The following is a 15429-nucleotide window of genomic DNA, read 5'->3' as shown; positions in this document are numbered from 1 at the left end:
CTCGCACCCTTACTCCGGCGCGCGAAAACTCATCAGCGTGCGGGTCTTGTAGTCGTACAACTTGCCGGTCTCGTTCCACTCCGGCGCGCACATCGGCACGATGAATTCTGCCGCCTGTTCCGGCGTATCCAGCGTCGTCGGATCTTCGCCGGGAAATACGCTGGCGCGCATGCGGGTGCGGATCGGGCCGGGGCTGAACAGATTGACGCGCAGTTTCGTGCTCACGGTCTCGTTGGCCCAGGAACGCACCAGCGTATCCAGCGCGGCCTTCGAGGCCGCGTAGGGCCCTTGATACGCATTTGCCTTGCTGGCGGCGCCGGAGGTCACGAAAACGGCGCGGCCGGCGTCCGAGACCCTGAGCAGCGGGTCCATGCACCGGATGAGCTGGAAGTTCGCGGTGACGTTCACCGCCATCACGTCGTTCCAGGGTTTTAGTTCGATATGACCGAGCGGCGAGGAGGGGCCGGCGATCGCGGCGTTGCCGACGAGAATATCGATCTTGCCGTGCCGCTCGTGCAGCGCTGCGCCGAGCCGGGCGATGCCGTCGAAATCGGTGAGGTTGAGCGGCACCAGCGTGGCGCTGCCCCCGTCTTTCCGGATCTCGTCGTCGAGTTCCTCCAGCCCGCCCTGCGTGCGCGCGATGGCCACGACATGCGCGCCGGCGCGGGCGAGCGCGCGCGCCGTGGCATAGCCAATGCCGCGTGAGGCGCCGGTGACGAGGGCGATCCGGGAGGCGAGGGGTTTGGTCATGTCGTGCCACTTTCGTCATGCCCGGACTTGTTCCGGGGCATCCACGTCTTTGCGGCGGGTTTTACAGACGTGGATGGCCGGGACAAGCCCGGCCATGACGGAAAATTACTGGATTATTCGCCGTATGCGCGCCGTCAGCTCGCCTCCGCCAGCAGCGACAATTGCCGGGGCTGCGGCTCGACCTGGGTCTGGTCGGTGAGGTGGGTCGGATAGGCGCCGGTAAAACAGTGGTCCGAGAATTTCGGATTGGCGGGATCGCGGCCCGGCTCGCCCATGGCGCGGTACATGCCGTCGATCGACAGGAACGCCAGCGAGTCTGCGCCGATGATGTCGCGCATCTCTTCCAGCGAATGGGTGGCGGCGAGAAGGCCGCCACGGTCCGGCAGGTCGATGCCGTAATAGTCGGGATACAGGATCGGCGGCGAGGCGAGGCGGAAATGAACCTCGCGGGCGCCGGCGTCGCGCATCATGCGCACGATCTTCTTCGACGTGGTGCCGCGCACCAGCGAGTCGTCGATCAGGATAATGCGCTTGCCCTCGATCGCGGCGCGGTTAGCCGAATGCTTCATGCGCACGCCGAGTTCGCGCACGCTCTGAGTCGGCTGGATGAAGGTGCGGCCGACGTAATGGTTGCGGATGATGCCGAGTTCGAACGGCACGCCGGAATGCTGGCTGTAGCCAAGGGCGGCGGGGACGCCGGAATCCGGCACCGGCACCACGACGTCGACTTCGACATGGCTCTCGCGCGCGAGTTGCGCGCCGAAGGCTTTTCGGACGTCGTAGACCGAGCGGCCGCCGACGATAGAGTCCGGCCGCGAGAAATAGATATATTCGAAGATACAGGGCCGCGGCGGCTTCGGCGGGAACGGCTTGTGGCTGTGCGCCCCGGCCTCGTCGAACACGATGATTTCGCCGGGCTCGATGTCGCGGACGTATTTGGCGCCGATCATGTCGAGCGCACAGGTTTCCGAGGTCAGGATCGGGCGGCCGTCGAGATCGCCGAGCACCAGCGGGCGGATGCCGAGCGGATCACGCGCGCCGATCAGCTTCTTGTTGGTGAGCGCGACCAGCGCATAAGCGCCTTCGATCGCGCGCAGCGACTCGATGAAGCGGTCGATGAAACGGCCGCGCCTGGATTGCGCGACCAGATGCAGGATGACCTCGGTATCGGTTGTCGACTGCATCATCGCGCCGTTCTTCACGAGTTCGCGGCGCAGCGTCAGTCCGTTGGTGAGATTGCCGTTGTGCCCGACCGCGAAACCGCCGGCATTGAGCTCGGCGAACAGCGGCTGCACGTTGCGCAGGATGGTCGCGCCTGTCGTGGAATAGCGGACATGGCCGACCGCCATAATGCCGGGCAAGCGTTCGATCACTTCGCGGCGGGAGAAGGTATCGCCGACGAGACCGAGGCGGCGTTCGGAATGGAAGCGGCTGCCGTCGAAGGAGACGATGCCGGCGGCCTCCTGGCCGCGATGCTGAAGGGCGTGTAGTCCGAGCGCTGTGATGGCGGCGGCCTCGGGGTGGCCGAAGATGCCGAACACGCCGCATTCCTCGCGTAGCGTGTCGCCTTCGAGATCGTCCTGCAACTCGATGCCAAGATCTAAATCAGGATTCGGATCGAGTTGGCCGGCGGGATCGGAAGGTTTTTGCATCGCGTCCATCGCCTCTCTTTTGGCCAGAATTAGCGTGCCGCCGGTTTCTCGATCAGCTTTTTAAGGCTGTCGCGGGCAGGTTTACTGTAGCCATCGCCGGACGCAGGGGCTGCCTGGTCGGCGTCAGTTTGATCGTCTTCAGGTTTATTCTTCTTGAATCTCTTTAAGATGGTGTTCTCGGGGTCGTCCGGCAAGAGCGACATTAACCATTGCCCGGTTCCATCCAGCACTGTTCGGGACTTCGCATTGGTGATCCAGTCCGGCCGCTGCTTGTCCGGGACCAGCCAGCTGAAGAACAGGAACGCGACCACCACGATCAAAAGGCCGCGACCCAACCCAAACAGGAATCCAAGCGTGCGGTCGAGCGCACCGATCCGGGAATCCAGGATCATGTCCGAAATCCGCACCGTAATGACGGAGACCACGATCAGCGTGCCGAGGAAGGTGCCGGCCACCACCACCACGGAAGCCACCGTGTCGTTATTGAAATAAGTCTTGGCGGTCGGCAGCAGCTTCGAGAAGGCATACAGCGTCACCAGCGCCGCCGCGCCCCATGCCGCGATCGACAGGATTTCGCGCATGAAGCCGCGCACCATGGCGAGCAGCCCCGAAATCAGCATTACTCCGAGCAGGACGAGATCGAGTATCGTTATCGGCATCGGCTGGTCAGGTTCCGCTCGTAAGTTCTCAAGCAGCGAATCGGCGGTCAGGATCACCCCAAGTGAGGGGCAGACGGCGCATCCCGCAAGGCCGGATATCGCGCCATCCCGTCCGCCTTTCGCGCGCGTTGTATAGCGGCGAGGGCGGTGCGCGTCACGCCGCTTTAGCTGTTTTCACGACGGAATCGCGCCGGTGTGGCATTTTTCTCCGTCACACCCTCGCGATTGGCGTCCCGGTTGCCGGAGCCTGCGCCTCTCGGACTGCCACGTGCCGCGATATCGGCGACCAGGCTGGTCAAGCCGCCGATGCTGTTCAGCGCAAGCCCGCCATCGCCACCGACCTCGCCACGGGCCGATTCGGGCAGAACGGCGCGCCCAAATCCCAGTTTCGCGGCTTCCTTCAATCGGGCGGAGGTTTGCGCCACCGGCCGGACCGCGCCGGAGAGCGAAATCTCGCCGAAATAGACCGCATCTGTTGGTAACGGTGCGTTCACCAAGGATGACACCAGGGCGGCTGCGGCGGCGACGTCGGCCGCGGGCTCCTGGATGCGCAGGCCCCCCGCCACGTTCAGATAGACGTCGTAGCCGGACAGTTTGACGCCGCAATGGGCCTCCAGCACCGCCAGCACCATCGACAGCCGGCTCGGGTCCCAGCCCACCACGGCCCGCCGGGGGGTGCCGAGTGTGGTCGGCGCCACCAATGCCTGCAATTCCACCAGCACCGGGCGGGTGCCTTCGATGCCGGCAAAGACCGCGGTGCCCGGGCTGCCCAGATCGCGTTCCGACAGGAACAATTCCGAGGGGTTGGAGACTTCGCGGAGGCCGAGGCCCGTCATCTCGAACACGCCGATTTCATCGGTCGGGCCGAATCGATTTTTGACCGCGCGCAGGATGCGGAACTGCTGCGAGCCTTCGCCCTCGAACGACAGCACCGCGTCGACCATGTGCTCGACCACGCGGGGACCGGCGATCTGGCCGTCCTTGGTGACGTGTCCGACCAGGATGATGGCCGCACCGGATTTCTTGGCGAACCGAATGAGCGCCTGCGCCGAGGCGCGGACCTGCGTCACCGTTCCCGGCGCTGATTCCACCGTGTCGGTCCACATCGTCTGGATCGAATCGATCACGATCAGGCGCGGCACCGCGCCTTCCGACAGCGTCGATACGATGTCCTCGACCGAGGTTTCGGCGGCCAGCTGTACCGGTGCGTCCGCCAGCCCCAGCCGTTCGGCGCGCAGCCGCACCTGCGCCACGGCCTCTTCGCCCGAAATGTAAACCACGCGATGGCCGGCACGGGCCATCAGGCTGGTGGCCTGCGTCAGCAGCGTCGACTTGCCGATGCCGGGATCGCCGCCGACCAAAAGCACCGAGCCGCGGACAAACCCGCCGCCGGTGACGCGATCGAGCTCCGTCATGCCGGAGGACAGGCGCGGGGCGTCCTGGGTTTTGCCGGTCAGCGATTCCAGCGCAAACGTCCGGCCGCGGCGCTTCGAACGGATCGAGACCGGTACGCTGCCCGCCGTGTCCTCCTCGGCCAGCGTGTTCCACTCACCGCAGGACTCGCACTTGCCCTGCCAGCGGTTATACGCCGCGCCGCAGTTCTGGCAGACAAAGGCGAGGGTGGATTTGGCCATGAAGGGAGTGAGTCGCAGTCCGGATGAATGAGCAAGACTCATAGCACGAAAAGAAGCAACGCATCAGGAAGCGATAGCGGGACACGTCCAGATGCCAATAGGTCGCTCCAGACCACGAATGCTCTGTGCCGGCTGCTCGACAAGCGATACGAAGTCGCCGCTCGAATGGCTCGATTCCGTCCGTGCCTGCTGCACCAGCGCGTCGCTGACCACGATGGCGCATCCGAATTCGCGGGTCAGCGCCTCGAGCCGGCTTGCCGCGTTCACCGTGGTGCCGATCACGGCGAATTCGAGCCGGTTGAGGCCGATGTCGCCGAGCACGACCTGACCGTAGTGCAGTCCGACGCTGACCTGGATCGGCGGCTCGTTGCGGCCGCTGCGTTCTCTGTTCAATTCAGCAATCGAGCCGACCATACCCCTCGCGCAACGTAAGGCGTTCAACGCGTCGGAATCGCCGGCGAACGGCGTGCCGAATGTCGCCATCAGGCCGTCGCCGAGATACTTGTCGAGTGTTCCGCCGTGCCGAAACACTTCTCGTTCCATCCGCTCATGGAACTGTCGCAGCGTGCCGATGACCTCCGTTGGGTCTCGCCCATCGGCATAGGTAGTGAAGCCCACGATATCGGCAAACAAAACGGCGACGTCCTGAGTGTGAACCTGCGTAAGCGGTTCGTCATTGACAGACAGCTGCTCGACGACATTTGGAGAAAAATATCGCGCGAGGTTGGCCCGTTCGCGTTCGATTCCAGCGTGGCTGATCAAGAGCGCGTTCGAACGGCGCACCGCCAGTGCCAGCGTCATAGCGACGATCAGGAACACGATAATTTCCTGGAAACGCTCCGGAATGCCGATCGATGAGGGGTTGATGATGTGGAACATCCTGACGTCGGAGCCGACAGCGGCCCGCACGCTTTCCGACAAAGCGGCGTGGGTTGCGGGCTGCAGGTAGGCCCAGCCGACGCCGATCGCCCACACGGCCGAGGTCCAGAAGCCCATCGCGACCACCGTTCGCCACGAATAGGCAAGGGTGGCGGTTGCCAGAAAGACAAAGAAATAGATGAAAGTCTCGAACCGAAATTGCATGCCGACCGGCCAGTTCGCGGCGCTCAACGGATTGGGCACGACCGTGAGCAGGGTAATTAGCGCCAGATCGCAAAAGATCAGGAAAAGCTCCGGCAGCGAACGCCCCACTTTGCCGACGTTCAGTTGGGCCCAGCCGATCGCGGCAAAAAGTCCGAGCATCACGACGTAGTAGATCACGTCCCAGTTTGGGTTGATGATCGGCAAAGTAACTGCAATCACTGCCAGCGCGATCCAACGGGCCCGGACAGCGAGAAGGAGACCCTGGCGCTTGCTTTCCGCAATCGCGGCTTCGGCGAACTTCTGGGTCTCTTGTTGGGCGTCAGCTCGTCCTGCCGCCTCGCTCCGATTTTTGATTTCAGCCGTTTCCGCCAATGCGCTCAAGACATTCGTCCCCAAACTAAATGTATCGGATGATGCACCATGCCATGGCACGAGGTGCCGTTCATGCCGGCATGATACCACCGGAGGGCGTACGTCCTAGCCCTTGAAAAAATGCAGCGCGAAGCGTTCGACGTCCGACCAGGAATGCGCCAGATGCACCGCTCCAGCATCGCGCAGCTTGAGATCATGGCCTTCGCGAATGTGGCTGGCTGCGCACAGGCCGACGACCGCCATCCCGGCGGCAACGGCCGCCTTGATCCCACCTGCGCTGTCTTCAATCACAAGACACTGGTCCTGGCGCACGCCCAATTTGCCTGCGGCGAACAGGAAAATGTCCGGGTGCGGCTTTCCTCGCGCAACCATGTCGGCGCTGAAAACATGACTGCCGAATTCCGCTTCCAGGGCCAACACCGAAAGGCACAACTGCAGGCGATCAATCGAGCTGGAGGAGGCGATGCATCGGGGAATGTGAGAAAAACGTCTGATGAAGTCTGTCGCCCCGCTCACTTCCTTCAAATCTGTCCGGAAACGCTCTAGCGTCGCAAGCTTGAGCTGGCCGGAAAAATCGGCAGGCAGCGGCCGTCCGATTGCCGCTTCGATCTCCGCCACGGCTTCGTCCCACCTCCGGCCGGAATAGCGCGTGAGCGCCTCGTCCAGCGTCGTTGAATGACCGAGCCTGGTAACAGTCTCCGCCAAAACGGTATTGGCAATCGCTTCGCTGTCGGCGATGACGCCGTCGAAGTCAAAAATCAGTGCGCCCACAATTTCAATCCCGGGAAAGATCAGGGTTTCCGCATTTAACATGCGGCCGCCATGAAGGGACTCGCGCGGCTGAAAGCAGTCGAACACTTTCCATTGCGTTGTGTGTCAGCGGTCGCGCGAAAATGCCCGGGATCGCGATCCCGGGCATCACCGCTTCCTGATTGATCCAGAGCTTACTTCACCGAGACGAACGGCACCGCCGAGCCCGGCACCATGGTGGTCGGCAGCACGCCGTTCCAGCGTTCGGCCTGCACCAGGGTAACGAGGTTGGGGTTGGTGCCAAGCGCCTTGGCGCGGGCCTCGATGGCGGCGGCTTCGGCTTCGCCGGTCAGCTTGATGTTGGTGGCGCGGGCTTCGCCGTTCAGCCGTAGCGCATCGGCGGCGGCCTGTGCCTCGGCGCGGACGGCGTTGGCCTTGGCGGTCGCCTGCGTGACGGTGATCTGCGCCTGCACCTTTTCGCGCTCGGCATTCTGCTGCAGCTTCTGCACCTCGACCTCTGCCAGCATGCGCTGCTCGATCGAGTGCAGATAGTTCGCGCTGAACTCGATGTTTTCGAGCTGGACGCTCTCGATCATGATCATCGGGTCGTCCTTCAGCGATGCCGTGATGGCGTCCTTGATCGCGGAGTTCAGCGGCCCGCGCTCCTGGATCGCTTTCACCGCCGTGTAACGGCCGAACACGATCTTGACCTGCTGATTGACAGCCGGGCTGACCACCTGTTTGACCGCGGTGTCCAGTCCGCCGAACTTGGCATAGAGATCGGCCACCTTGTCGGGGGAAGCGCGCAAGGTGACGCTGATCTTGAGGTCGGCGGGCTGCTGGTCATAGGAGTAGGAGTTCATCTTGTCCCAGGCATAGGTGAAGGTCTTGACGCTGACCTTCTCCACGCTGTCGATCAGCGGGACCTTGAAGCCCAAACCCGGCTGCGCAGTGCCAATGACCGCGCCATAGCGCAGCTTCACGCCGCGCTCGGTCTGATCGACGGTGTACCAGCTTCCCGCGGCGATGATGGCGATGACAATGATGGCGACGACGGCGCCGATGATTCCCCTGGGCATTTCAGTCTCTCCAGACGTAGGTGATACGAATCCATGCCGGCATTGATCTAGGTTCACTTGCCGAGTGGATGTGACACGCGTCACTTGGTCGGTTGTTCACCGCAATTGGTTCAGATCGCGCGCCTGCTTCGGCTGGGTCTTATGAAAACGCCGTCCACAGCAGGGAGATGCCGGCGGCGAGCATGATGCCGTCCATGAGGAGGCGGAAGACGTCGGGCTCAAGACGCAGCACGAAACGTTTGGCGATGAAGGCGCCGAACATCAGCGAGGAGCCCGCAATCAGCCCTTTCAGCGCGATATCAGGCGTCAGCGCGCCGAATCGTTCGAAGGTGACCGACTTGCTCAGATAAAGCCCGAGCGAACTTGCGGCTTCGGTGGCGAGAAAGGCGCCCTTGGTCAATCCGTAAAACAGAAACAGCGGCACGCTGAGCGGACCGGTGGAAACCACGATGCCCGTGAGATAGCCGATGATGGCGCCGCCGACCGCCAGGTGCCAGAGGCGGGCTTTAAGCTGATGGCGGGTCAGCCAGTGCCGCACCGGCACCATCGCGATCAGAAACAGGCCGATCGCGATATCGACGGCGTGCGACGGCAGCGCCAGCAGCGTCCGCGCGCCAAGGGCGGCTGCCGGAATCCCCGTGATCGAATAGGCCAGGCAGGCCCGCCAGTCGACCTCGCGCCACCAGGCGAGAATGCGCGAGAAGTTCGCCATCACGGCCGCGACCGCCATGATCGGAACGGCTTCTTTCGGCCCGTATTGATAGACCAATACCGGCATCAGCATGATCGACGAACCCGTGCCGACAATGCCCGAGATGGTGCCGGCGAGCAGGCCGACAATGAGGACGAAGAGGAAGCCCAACTTGCAGTCTTTCGCGATTTCCTGATGCTGACATCATGGTGGCAGCAGGCTCAGGTTACGACCTCCTGACATCAATGGGAAAGGACCACATCGTGCCGATCAAGGGAAGCTGCCATTGCGGCAACACGCAATTCGAGGTGAGCGAGGCGCCGGCCTCCGTGACGCGCTGCACCTGTTCGCTCTGTTCCAAGCGCGGCGCGCTATGGGCCTACTACACGCCTGCGCAATTTCGCCTGACTTCGCCGCCGGAAAATGTCGCGACCTATCTGTGGGGCAGCCGCACCGTCAAACATCACTTCTGCGCCGGTTGCGGCTGCGGCACCTATTCGGAATCACCGGATTGGTCGACCGGCAAGCCGGACTTCGACAATCCGAAGGTCGGCGTCAATTCGCGGCTGTTTGACGATTTCGACCTCGACGCCGTGCCGGTCACCGTCATCGACGGCAAGAACTTATGGTGACGGGCGGTTGGCCAGCAAGACTAGGCGGCATAAAGCTCGATCGGGGTATCGAACCCCTTGAGCTGGAATGCCTTTGGTTGGCTGTCCTTCAAATCAGGCTGAGAGCGCTGAAAAACCGCCTGCGTTACGAGGATCTGGTCGGCTTTCGCAACCGACTGGGCGCGAGAGGCGGTGTTGACCACGGTACCGATGGCCGTCAGATCCCGATGGGTATGACCGAACTCGCCAAAGCTGAGTTCGCCGGAGTGAATGCCGATGCCGATCCCTAGCTCGCTTGCAGTGAGGCCATGGGCTGCAACGAGAGCCTCGCGCCGTTCGCGCCAGTTTTTCTGAATGTCGCGCGCTGCCCGCACGGCGTTCCCGGGATGCTCGGCCCGCACCATGGGGAAATTGAAGACGGCCATAACGGCATCTCCGATCGTCTTGTTGAGGAGCCCGTCATACGCCCAGATCGCGTTCGCGCATTCGTCGTAGAATGCGTCGAGCAGGCTTGAGACGGCATCCGGCGACTGCGACTGCGACAGGCTTGTGTAGCCGCGCAAATCGGCAAACATGATGGTCGCGTCGATGGTGATCTTGCGGGCTCGCATCACCTTCGTGAACATCAGCTCGCAGATGGTGCAGGTGTTCGGGTTCATTCGGCTCGGGCGAACGCCAAACGCGCGAAATGGCGCCGAGATCACACCGCGAAGCGGCACCGGAACATGCATCTGCTCCCAGCACCCTTTGCAGATTCTCGATTGTTCCAACTCCGCCATTGTCAGTAATGATCCACGAGAGCGGGAGACGTCCCGATCCTACTAGCGAGGGTCAGTGCCGGCAAGGCGACGACATCACCGCAGCGCACACCTGCCGTCTGGCGGCCGAAGGCAAAGCTGCTAGGATCGCGCCAAAACAAGCATAACGGAGGATCGCCATGGACGCCGTGACGCCGAAGGGCGCGCAGACCGCTGACACGCATTCCCATCTCGTCCGCCCCGACGGCATGGAATGGCAGAAGACGCGTTTTCCCGGCTGCGAGGCCAAGACGCTGCTGTTCGATCGCAAGACCGGCCTGATGACCGCGCTGATGCGGTTCGCGCCCGGCGCGGTGCTGCCCGACCACGAACACGTCAATATCGAGCAGACCTACGTTCTTGAAGGTTCGCTCGTCGACAAGGAGGGGCCGGCGCAGGGCATCGAATGCAAGGCCGGCGAATTCATCTGGCGCGAGCAGGGCAGCCGACATGTCGCCTGGTGTCCGGAAGGCGGGCTGATGCTCGCGATCTTCCAGGTGCCGAACAAGTTCTTCGAAGCTGACGGCCGCGTCATCGACGCCGCGGGCGAGGATTGGGATGAAACCTGGGGACACACCCGCAAGGGATGATCGAGATCCGTTATTCGCGTGATCAAGGGAGCGTTTACCATGGCCCATATCGGCCGTTCCCGGTGATCATATTAAGCCTTGCTTAGATGTTCGCTGGCTACCGTGCAACCCAAAATTGACGGTGCTGGGAATATCGATGTCGCTCTTCAATGCTTTGGATCAGATCTCGCCTGCCGTTGATCGGCAGGCCGCGACAACTCGACTGACGTCATGGCTCTATGCCGCGACGCTGTTCGTCTCGGCGCTGCTTCTGTTCTCGATCCAGCCGATGTTTGCGAAGATGGTGCTTCCGAAACTCGGAGGCGCGCCGGCGGTCTGGTCGGTCGCAATGGTGTTTTTTCAGACGGTGCTGCTGGGAGGTTACGCCTACGCCCATCTGTTGAACCGTCTGTTGCTGCCCGGGCGGGCGGTCATGTTCCATCTGCTGCTGGTCGGTGCAACCGCGATGATGCTTCCGATCGCGATTGCGCCCGATTGGGGTGCTCCGCCGCTGGATGGAACGGCGCTTTGGCTGTTCGGCCTGTTCGCGGCTTCCATCGGCCTTCCGTTCTTTACCTTGTCAGCCAGTGCGCCGCTGCTGCAAAGCTGGTTTGCCGCGAGCGGACATCGACAGGCGAGCAATCCATATGTGCTTTACGCTGCATCCAATCTTGGCTCGTTCGCCGCGCTGTTCGCCTATCCCGTCGTCATCGAACCGTTCCTGACGCTGAAAACGCAGACGGCGGCCTGGTCCATCGGGTTTGCACTGCTGGCCGTTCTCTTGAGCGTCGTCGGATTGTTTGCCACGCGCGCGGTGCCTGCCGCGGCCCAGGCCGACGTTGCGGATGATGTTCGCGCGAGTGCAGGGGAGCGGATGCGCTGGATTGCGCTGGCCGCCATTCCGTCGGGTCTGGTCATCGCCGTTACGGCGTACATGACGACCGATATTGCTGCCGCTCCATTCCTCTGGGTGGTTCCGCTTGCGATCTTCCTGCTGACTTTCGTCGCCGTGTTTAGCGAGCGGCCATGGATCGCACATGCCAGCGTGGTCAGGTTTGTCCCGTTCGCGGTGGCGCCGCTCGCGGTGAGCCTGATCGGCGGGGAGAAGGTCTTTTGGCTGACCACGATTGCCCTCAATCTCGTCGCCTTCACGCTGCTGACGCTGATGTGCCACGGCGAACTCTATGCCCGGCGTCCAAACCCCCGACGATTGACCGAATTCTACCTCTGCACCTCGTTTGGCGGGGTGATCGGTGGCGCCTTCGCGGGCTTGGTGGCGCCGCTGATTTTCAACGGCAATTACGAATATCCGATCCTGATCGCGCTGGCGCTGCTGTGCATGCCCGGCTTCTTCGCCGGCGGGCTACGCAAGGCGCTGACAGACGCGACGCCGTGGCTCCTGCTCAGTGCGGTGCTCGCGGTGATCTGGTACGCCACCCTCTTGCAGCCGCCAGCGACGCTGGAGCTGCCGTTTCAAGTGCTGCTCGCGCTGCTGGCGGCCGCGATGCTGTTTCAACGGCAGCGGCCGATGCGCTTCTTCGGCCTGGTCGTCCTGAGTTTTACAGTGACGGCCCTGTGGCGACCTGGATTAGCGCCGATCGAAACGGCTCGCAGTTTCTTTGGCGTCCATAAGGTCGCCGAGGTCGGCGACGGCAAAGCCCGCGTCCTTTATCACGGCACCACGGTTCATGGTGCCCAGCGCTTGCGAAACGACGACGGCACGCCGGTCAGCGGTCCACTGTTGCCGCAGACGTATTACTATCCGGGAGGTCCGTACTCGGAGGTGATCGGTGCCGCGCGCGCTGTTCGCGGCAATCTGGACCACGTTGCCGTCGTAGGCCTGGGCACCGGTACGCTTGCCTGCCATCGCAAGGGCGGCGAGCGCTGGACGTTCTTCGAGATCGATCCGGAAGTAATTCGCATTGCACGTGATCCGCGTCGCTTCGAGTTCCTGTCACGCTGCGCGCCCGATGCGCCCATAGTGGCCGGAGACGCGCGCCTGACATTGGAAGCATCGCATGACCGTTACGACCTGATCGTGCTGGATGCCTTCTCGTCCGATTCCATTCCGGTGCATCTGCTCACGCGCGACGCGCTTGCAGGTTATCTTTCGAGGCTTTCGCCGCATGGTGTTATCATCGCGCACATCTCCAATCGCTACCTCGATCTGGCGCCGGTGGTGGCCAACGTCGCTCATTCCCACGGGCTGGTCGCCTTTATCCGCGAAGACAACAGCGCCGGTGATATCATGGTGACATTGAAGGCGAATGCCCGCCTTGTGGTAATGGCGCGCGAGGCGGGCGATACCGGAAGCGTCGCGGCAAGCTGGACGCCGTTGCGTTCCGATCCGGCAAGCGCGTTGTGGACGGACGACTATTCCAACATTCTGGGCGTCATGCTGCGCAAGAAATTCGGCGGGTAGGGGCTTGCTGGCAGCTACTTCAGCACGATCCAAGCCGGCGCATGGTCGCTGGCGCCTTCCTCGCCGCGCACCTTGCGATCGACGCCGGCCTTGAGCAGCCGCGGAGCTATCGCCGGGCTCAGCAGCAGATGATCGAGCCGCAATCCGGCGTCGCGCGGCCAGCGGTTGCGCTTGTAGTCCCAGAACGTGAACATCGGTTTCGACGGATGGAGCGTCCGGATCGCGTCGGTCCAGCCCTGGTCCACCAGCGCCTTGAACGCAGCGCGGCTCTTGGGTTGGATCAGCGCGTCCTTGTCCCAGGACTTGGTCGGATAGATATCTGAAGCGGTCGGCGCGACATTGTAGTCGCCGGCCAGCACCACCGGGATGTCCTGCTTGAGCAGTTTGTCGGCATGCGACCGCAGCCGCTTGAACCAGTCGAGCTTGTAATCGAATTTCGGCCCGGGCTGCGGGTTGCCGTTCGGCAGGTAGATGCTGGTGACGATGACGCCGTTGACGGCGGCTTCGATATAGCGCGCCTCGTCATCATTGCGATCGCCGGGCAGCGCGGTTTGGGTCAATACCGGCTCGGCGTTTCGCGCCAGAATGGCGACGCCGTTCCAGGTTTTTTGTCCGCGCCACACCGCGCCATAGCCGGCTTTCTCGATCGCCACAACCGGGAACTCGGCATCGGTCGATTTCAGTTCCTGCAGACAGACGATTTCGGGTTTGGCCGCGCCCAGCCAGCGCAATAGGTTCGGCAGGCGGCGGTTGACATTATTGATGTTGAAGGTCGCGATCTTCATGTAGAGCTAGCCGGCATCACTATGCTTCGCCTGACACTTCGCTGATATTTGGAGATTCCATGTCGAAACTACGCTTCGCCGTTCTCGCGCTCGCCATCGGATGCTCCGGATCCGCGATTGCTCAAACCGCTGACGGGCGCGGCGCCTGCAAAGCGGACTATGACAAATATTGCGCCGGTACGCTGCCCGGCGGCGGCCGCGTCGTCGCATGTCTGAACAAGCAGCAGAATCAACTCAGCGACGCCTGCAAGAAAGTGTTGGCTGGCCGGAAGAAGCAGTAATGCACAACCTCGACATGAGGCGCCGCAACGCACCCTTGGGAATGAAGAACTAGGTGGAAGCGGCAGCAGGCTCCGCTGGCGGCGGTGCAGGAGGCTCTGCAGTGGCATTACCACCCTTGTAAATTCGCGCGTAACGCTTGCCGAGGCTGGTCAGCACCTCGTAGCCAATGGTGCCAAAATGGTGGGCGAGTTCGTCGACCGTAATGCCTTCGCCGATCAGCGTCACCATATGGCCGCGCCGCACGGCATTCTTGTCGAGATCGGTGATATCGACCGCCGTCAGGTCCATCGAAATCCGCCCCGCGACCGGGCAGCGTTTGCCGGCGACCACCACCTCGGCGCCGCGGGTGCCGTCATTGGCGCTGGCGGCGCGGAAGTAGCCGTCGGCATAGCCTGCGGAAACGATCGCTAATCTGGTCGGACGCCGCGCCGTCCAGGTGCCGCCATAGCCGACGGTATCGCCGCGCTCCACGTTGCGGATCTGCACGATGCGCGCCTTCAATTCAACAACCGGCTGCATCGGATTGTCGGCTTCGGGCGTCGGATTGATGCCGTAAAGCGCGCAGCCCGGCCGCACCAGGTCGAATTGGAATTGAGCGCCTAAGAAAACGCCGGACGAATTCGCCAGCGACGCGGGTACGCCGGAAAACACGCTCGCGATCTCGCGAAAGGCCGTGAGCTGCCTGGCGTTGGCGGGATTGTTGAGCAGTTCGGCGGAGGCGAGGTGGCTCATCACGAGCGTAATGCCGTGATCGCCGGCGGTGATTCGGGGAATGATGCCCTGCGCCTCGGTGACCGTCATTCCGAGCCGGTTCATGCCGGTATCGATGTGAATGGCCGCGCCGCCCGACCAACCCGAGCGGCGGCAAAACACGTCCCATTCGGCGAGTTCGTTGAGGTCGCCGATCACGGGCTTGCAGTCGATCCTGGCGTAGGCCTCGCCGGTGTTCTGGAAGAAGCCGTCGAGCACGTAAATTGCGGCCGCGGGCGCCGCGGCGCGAACCACGCGGGCCTCATCAAGGGTGGCGACGAAAAACGTCTTGCAACCGGCGCCAGCAAGCGCCCGCGCCACCTGTTCGGCGCCGCAGCCATAGGCGTTCGCCTTGACGACGCCGGCGCATTCGGCTGGCACCGCGGTCTTCTCGAGCTTGCGCCAATTGGCGACGATGGCGTCGAGATCGACCGTCAGCACGCCGGTGGTCGTCACGAGTGCGGCGGCCTGGTTCGCCTCCGGCGAGAGCAGGGTGCCTTGCGGGATGGATTTGGGATCGGGGGCAATGTTCATGCCCCTTTT

Annotated in this window: 15 protein-coding genes; 4 read left to right on the top strand and 11 right to left on the bottom strand. The window is 62.8% G+C overall.

Annotated elements, in window-relative coordinates:
* Positions 1-9: 9 nt before the first annotated feature.
* The 8 genes from ACVWVY_RS31515 to ACVWVY_RS31480 form a co-directional block, all read right to left on the bottom strand.
* A complete protein-coding gene (locus tag ACVWVY_RS31515) occupies positions 10-750 on the bottom strand; it encodes an SDR family NAD(P)-dependent oxidoreductase (protein ID WP_456630030.1) in 741 nt (246 codons plus the stop codon).
* Positions 751-884: 134 nt separating this feature from the next.
* Positions 885-2402 (bottom strand): amidophosphoribosyltransferase, encoded by a 1518-nt coding sequence (gene purF / locus ACVWVY_RS31510; RefSeq protein ID WP_456632355.1) that lies wholly within the window; start codon positions 2400-2402, stop codon positions 885-887.
* Positions 2403-2431: 29 nt separating this feature from the next.
* Positions 2432-3061: a CvpA family protein gene (locus ACVWVY_RS31505; RefSeq protein WP_456632354.1), complete on the bottom strand. Its 630-nt coding sequence runs from the start codon at positions 3059-3061 to the stop codon at positions 2432-2434.
* Positions 3062-3225: 164 nt separating this feature from the next.
* A complete protein-coding gene (gene radA, locus ACVWVY_RS31500; RefSeq protein WP_456630029.1) occupies positions 3226-4695 on the bottom strand; it encodes a DNA repair protein RadA in 1470 nt (489 codons plus the stop codon).
* Between the two features lie 63 nt (positions 4696-4758).
* Positions 4759-5997, bottom strand: coding sequence for an adenylate/guanylate cyclase domain-containing protein (locus ACVWVY_RS31495; protein ID WP_456630028.1), 1239 nt, complete (start codon positions 5995-5997; stop codon positions 4759-4761).
* A gap of 258 nt (positions 5998-6255) precedes the next feature.
* Positions 6256-6963, bottom strand: coding sequence for an HAD family hydrolase (locus ACVWVY_RS31490; RefSeq protein ID WP_456630027.1), 708 nt, complete (start codon positions 6961-6963; stop codon positions 6256-6258).
* A gap of 131 nt (positions 6964-7094) precedes the next feature.
* Positions 7095-7979 (bottom strand): prohibitin family protein, encoded by an 885-nt coding sequence (locus ACVWVY_RS31485; protein WP_456630026.1) that lies wholly within the window; start codon positions 7977-7979, stop codon positions 7095-7097.
* A gap of 139 nt (positions 7980-8118) precedes the next feature.
* Positions 8119-8841, bottom strand: a complete 723-nt coding sequence (locus ACVWVY_RS31480; protein ID WP_456630025.1) for a sulfite exporter TauE/SafE family protein — start codon at positions 8839-8841, stop codon at positions 8119-8121.
* Between the two features lie 92 nt (positions 8842-8933).
* Between ACVWVY_RS31480 and ACVWVY_RS31475 the strand changes: the two genes are divergently transcribed.
* Positions 8934-9302: a GFA family protein gene (locus ACVWVY_RS31475; protein ID WP_456632353.1), complete on the top strand. Its 369-nt coding sequence runs from the start codon at positions 8934-8936 to the stop codon at positions 9300-9302.
* 20 nt (positions 9303-9322) lie between these two features.
* On the opposite strand, the gene ACVWVY_RS31470 is transcribed toward ACVWVY_RS31475, so the two are convergent.
* Positions 9323-10051 carry an adenylate/guanylate cyclase domain-containing protein gene (locus ACVWVY_RS31470; protein ID WP_456632352.1) on the bottom strand — a complete coding sequence of 243 codons (729 nt, stop codon included), beginning with the start codon at positions 10049-10051 and terminating at the stop codon, positions 9323-9325.
* A 167-nt stretch (positions 10052-10218) separates the two neighbouring features.
* On the opposite strand from ACVWVY_RS31470, the gene ACVWVY_RS31465 reads away from it, so the two are divergent.
* Both ACVWVY_RS31465 and ACVWVY_RS31460 read left to right on the top strand, forming a co-directional pair.
* Positions 10219-10668, top strand: coding sequence for a cupin domain-containing protein (locus ACVWVY_RS31465; protein WP_456630024.1), 450 nt, complete (start codon positions 10219-10221; stop codon positions 10666-10668).
* 136 nt (positions 10669-10804) lie between these two features.
* Positions 10805-13069, top strand: a complete 2265-nt coding sequence (locus ACVWVY_RS31460) for a fused MFS/spermidine synthase (protein WP_456630023.1) — start codon at positions 10805-10807, stop codon at positions 13067-13069.
* A 14-nt stretch (positions 13070-13083) separates the two neighbouring features.
* Here ACVWVY_RS31460 and ACVWVY_RS31455 read toward each other — a convergent pair whose 3' ends face one another.
* Positions 13084-13854 carry an exodeoxyribonuclease III gene (locus ACVWVY_RS31455; RefSeq protein WP_456630022.1) on the bottom strand — a complete coding sequence of 257 codons (771 nt, stop codon included), beginning with the start codon at positions 13852-13854 and terminating at the stop codon, positions 13084-13086.
* A 59-nt stretch (positions 13855-13913) separates the two neighbouring features.
* On the opposite strand from ACVWVY_RS31455, the gene ACVWVY_RS31450 reads away from it, so the two are divergent.
* Positions 13914-14135, top strand: a complete 222-nt coding sequence (locus ACVWVY_RS31450; protein WP_456630021.1) for a cysteine rich repeat-containing protein — start codon at positions 13914-13916, stop codon at positions 14133-14135.
* A gap of 49 nt (positions 14136-14184) precedes the next feature.
* Here the strand turns inward: ACVWVY_RS31450 and alr are convergent, their stop codons facing one another.
* On the bottom strand, positions 14185-15420 hold the full coding sequence (gene alr, locus ACVWVY_RS31445; RefSeq protein ID WP_456630020.1) for an alanine racemase: 1236 nt from the start codon (positions 15418-15420) through the stop codon (positions 14185-14187).
* Positions 15421-15429 lie beyond the last annotated feature (9 nt).

The organism is Bradyrhizobium sp. URHC0002 (genome assembly GCF_054059515.1).
The sequence above is the reverse complement of the archived record's forward strand: the minus strand, read 5'-3'. Positions and strand labels throughout refer to the sequence as shown.

Excerpts from the sequence above, each read along its gene's own strand:
- ACVWVY_RS31515 (WP_456630030.1), bottom strand. The coding sequence starts at position 750 with ATGACCAAACCCCTCGCCTCCCGGATCGCCCTCGTCACCGGCGCCTCA.
- purF (WP_456632355.1), bottom strand. The coding sequence starts at position 2,402 with ATGCAAAAACCTTCCGATCCCGCCGGCCAACTCGATCCGAATCCTGAT.
- ACVWVY_RS31505 (WP_456632354.1), bottom strand. The coding sequence starts at position 3,061 with ATGCCGATAACGATACTCGATCTCGTCCTGCTCGGAGTAATGCTGATT.
- radA (WP_456630029.1), bottom strand. The coding sequence starts at position 4,695 with ATGGCCAAATCCACCCTCGCCTTTGTCTGCCAGAACTGCGGCGCGGCG.
- ACVWVY_RS31490 (WP_456630027.1), bottom strand. The coding sequence starts at position 6,963 with ATGTTAAATGCGGAAACCCTGATCTTTCCCGGGATTGAAATTGTGGGC.
- ACVWVY_RS31485 (WP_456630026.1), bottom strand. The coding sequence starts at position 7,979 with ATGCCCAGGGGAATCATCGGCGCCGTCGTCGCCATCATTGTCATCGCC.
- ACVWVY_RS31465 (WP_456630024.1), top strand. The coding sequence starts at position 10,219 with ATGGACGCCGTGACGCCGAAGGGCGCGCAGACCGCTGACACGCATTCC.
- ACVWVY_RS31460 (WP_456630023.1), top strand. The coding sequence starts at position 10,805 with ATGTCGCTCTTCAATGCTTTGGATCAGATCTCGCCTGCCGTTGATCGG.
- ACVWVY_RS31455 (WP_456630022.1), bottom strand. The coding sequence starts at position 13,854 with ATGAAGATCGCGACCTTCAACATCAATAATGTCAACCGCCGCCTGCCG.
- ACVWVY_RS31450 (WP_456630021.1), top strand. The coding sequence starts at position 13,914 with ATGTCGAAACTACGCTTCGCCGTTCTCGCGCTCGCCATCGGATGCTCC.
- alr (WP_456630020.1), bottom strand. The coding sequence starts at position 15,420 with ATGAACATTGCCCCCGATCCCAAATCCATCCCGCAAGGCACCCTGCTC.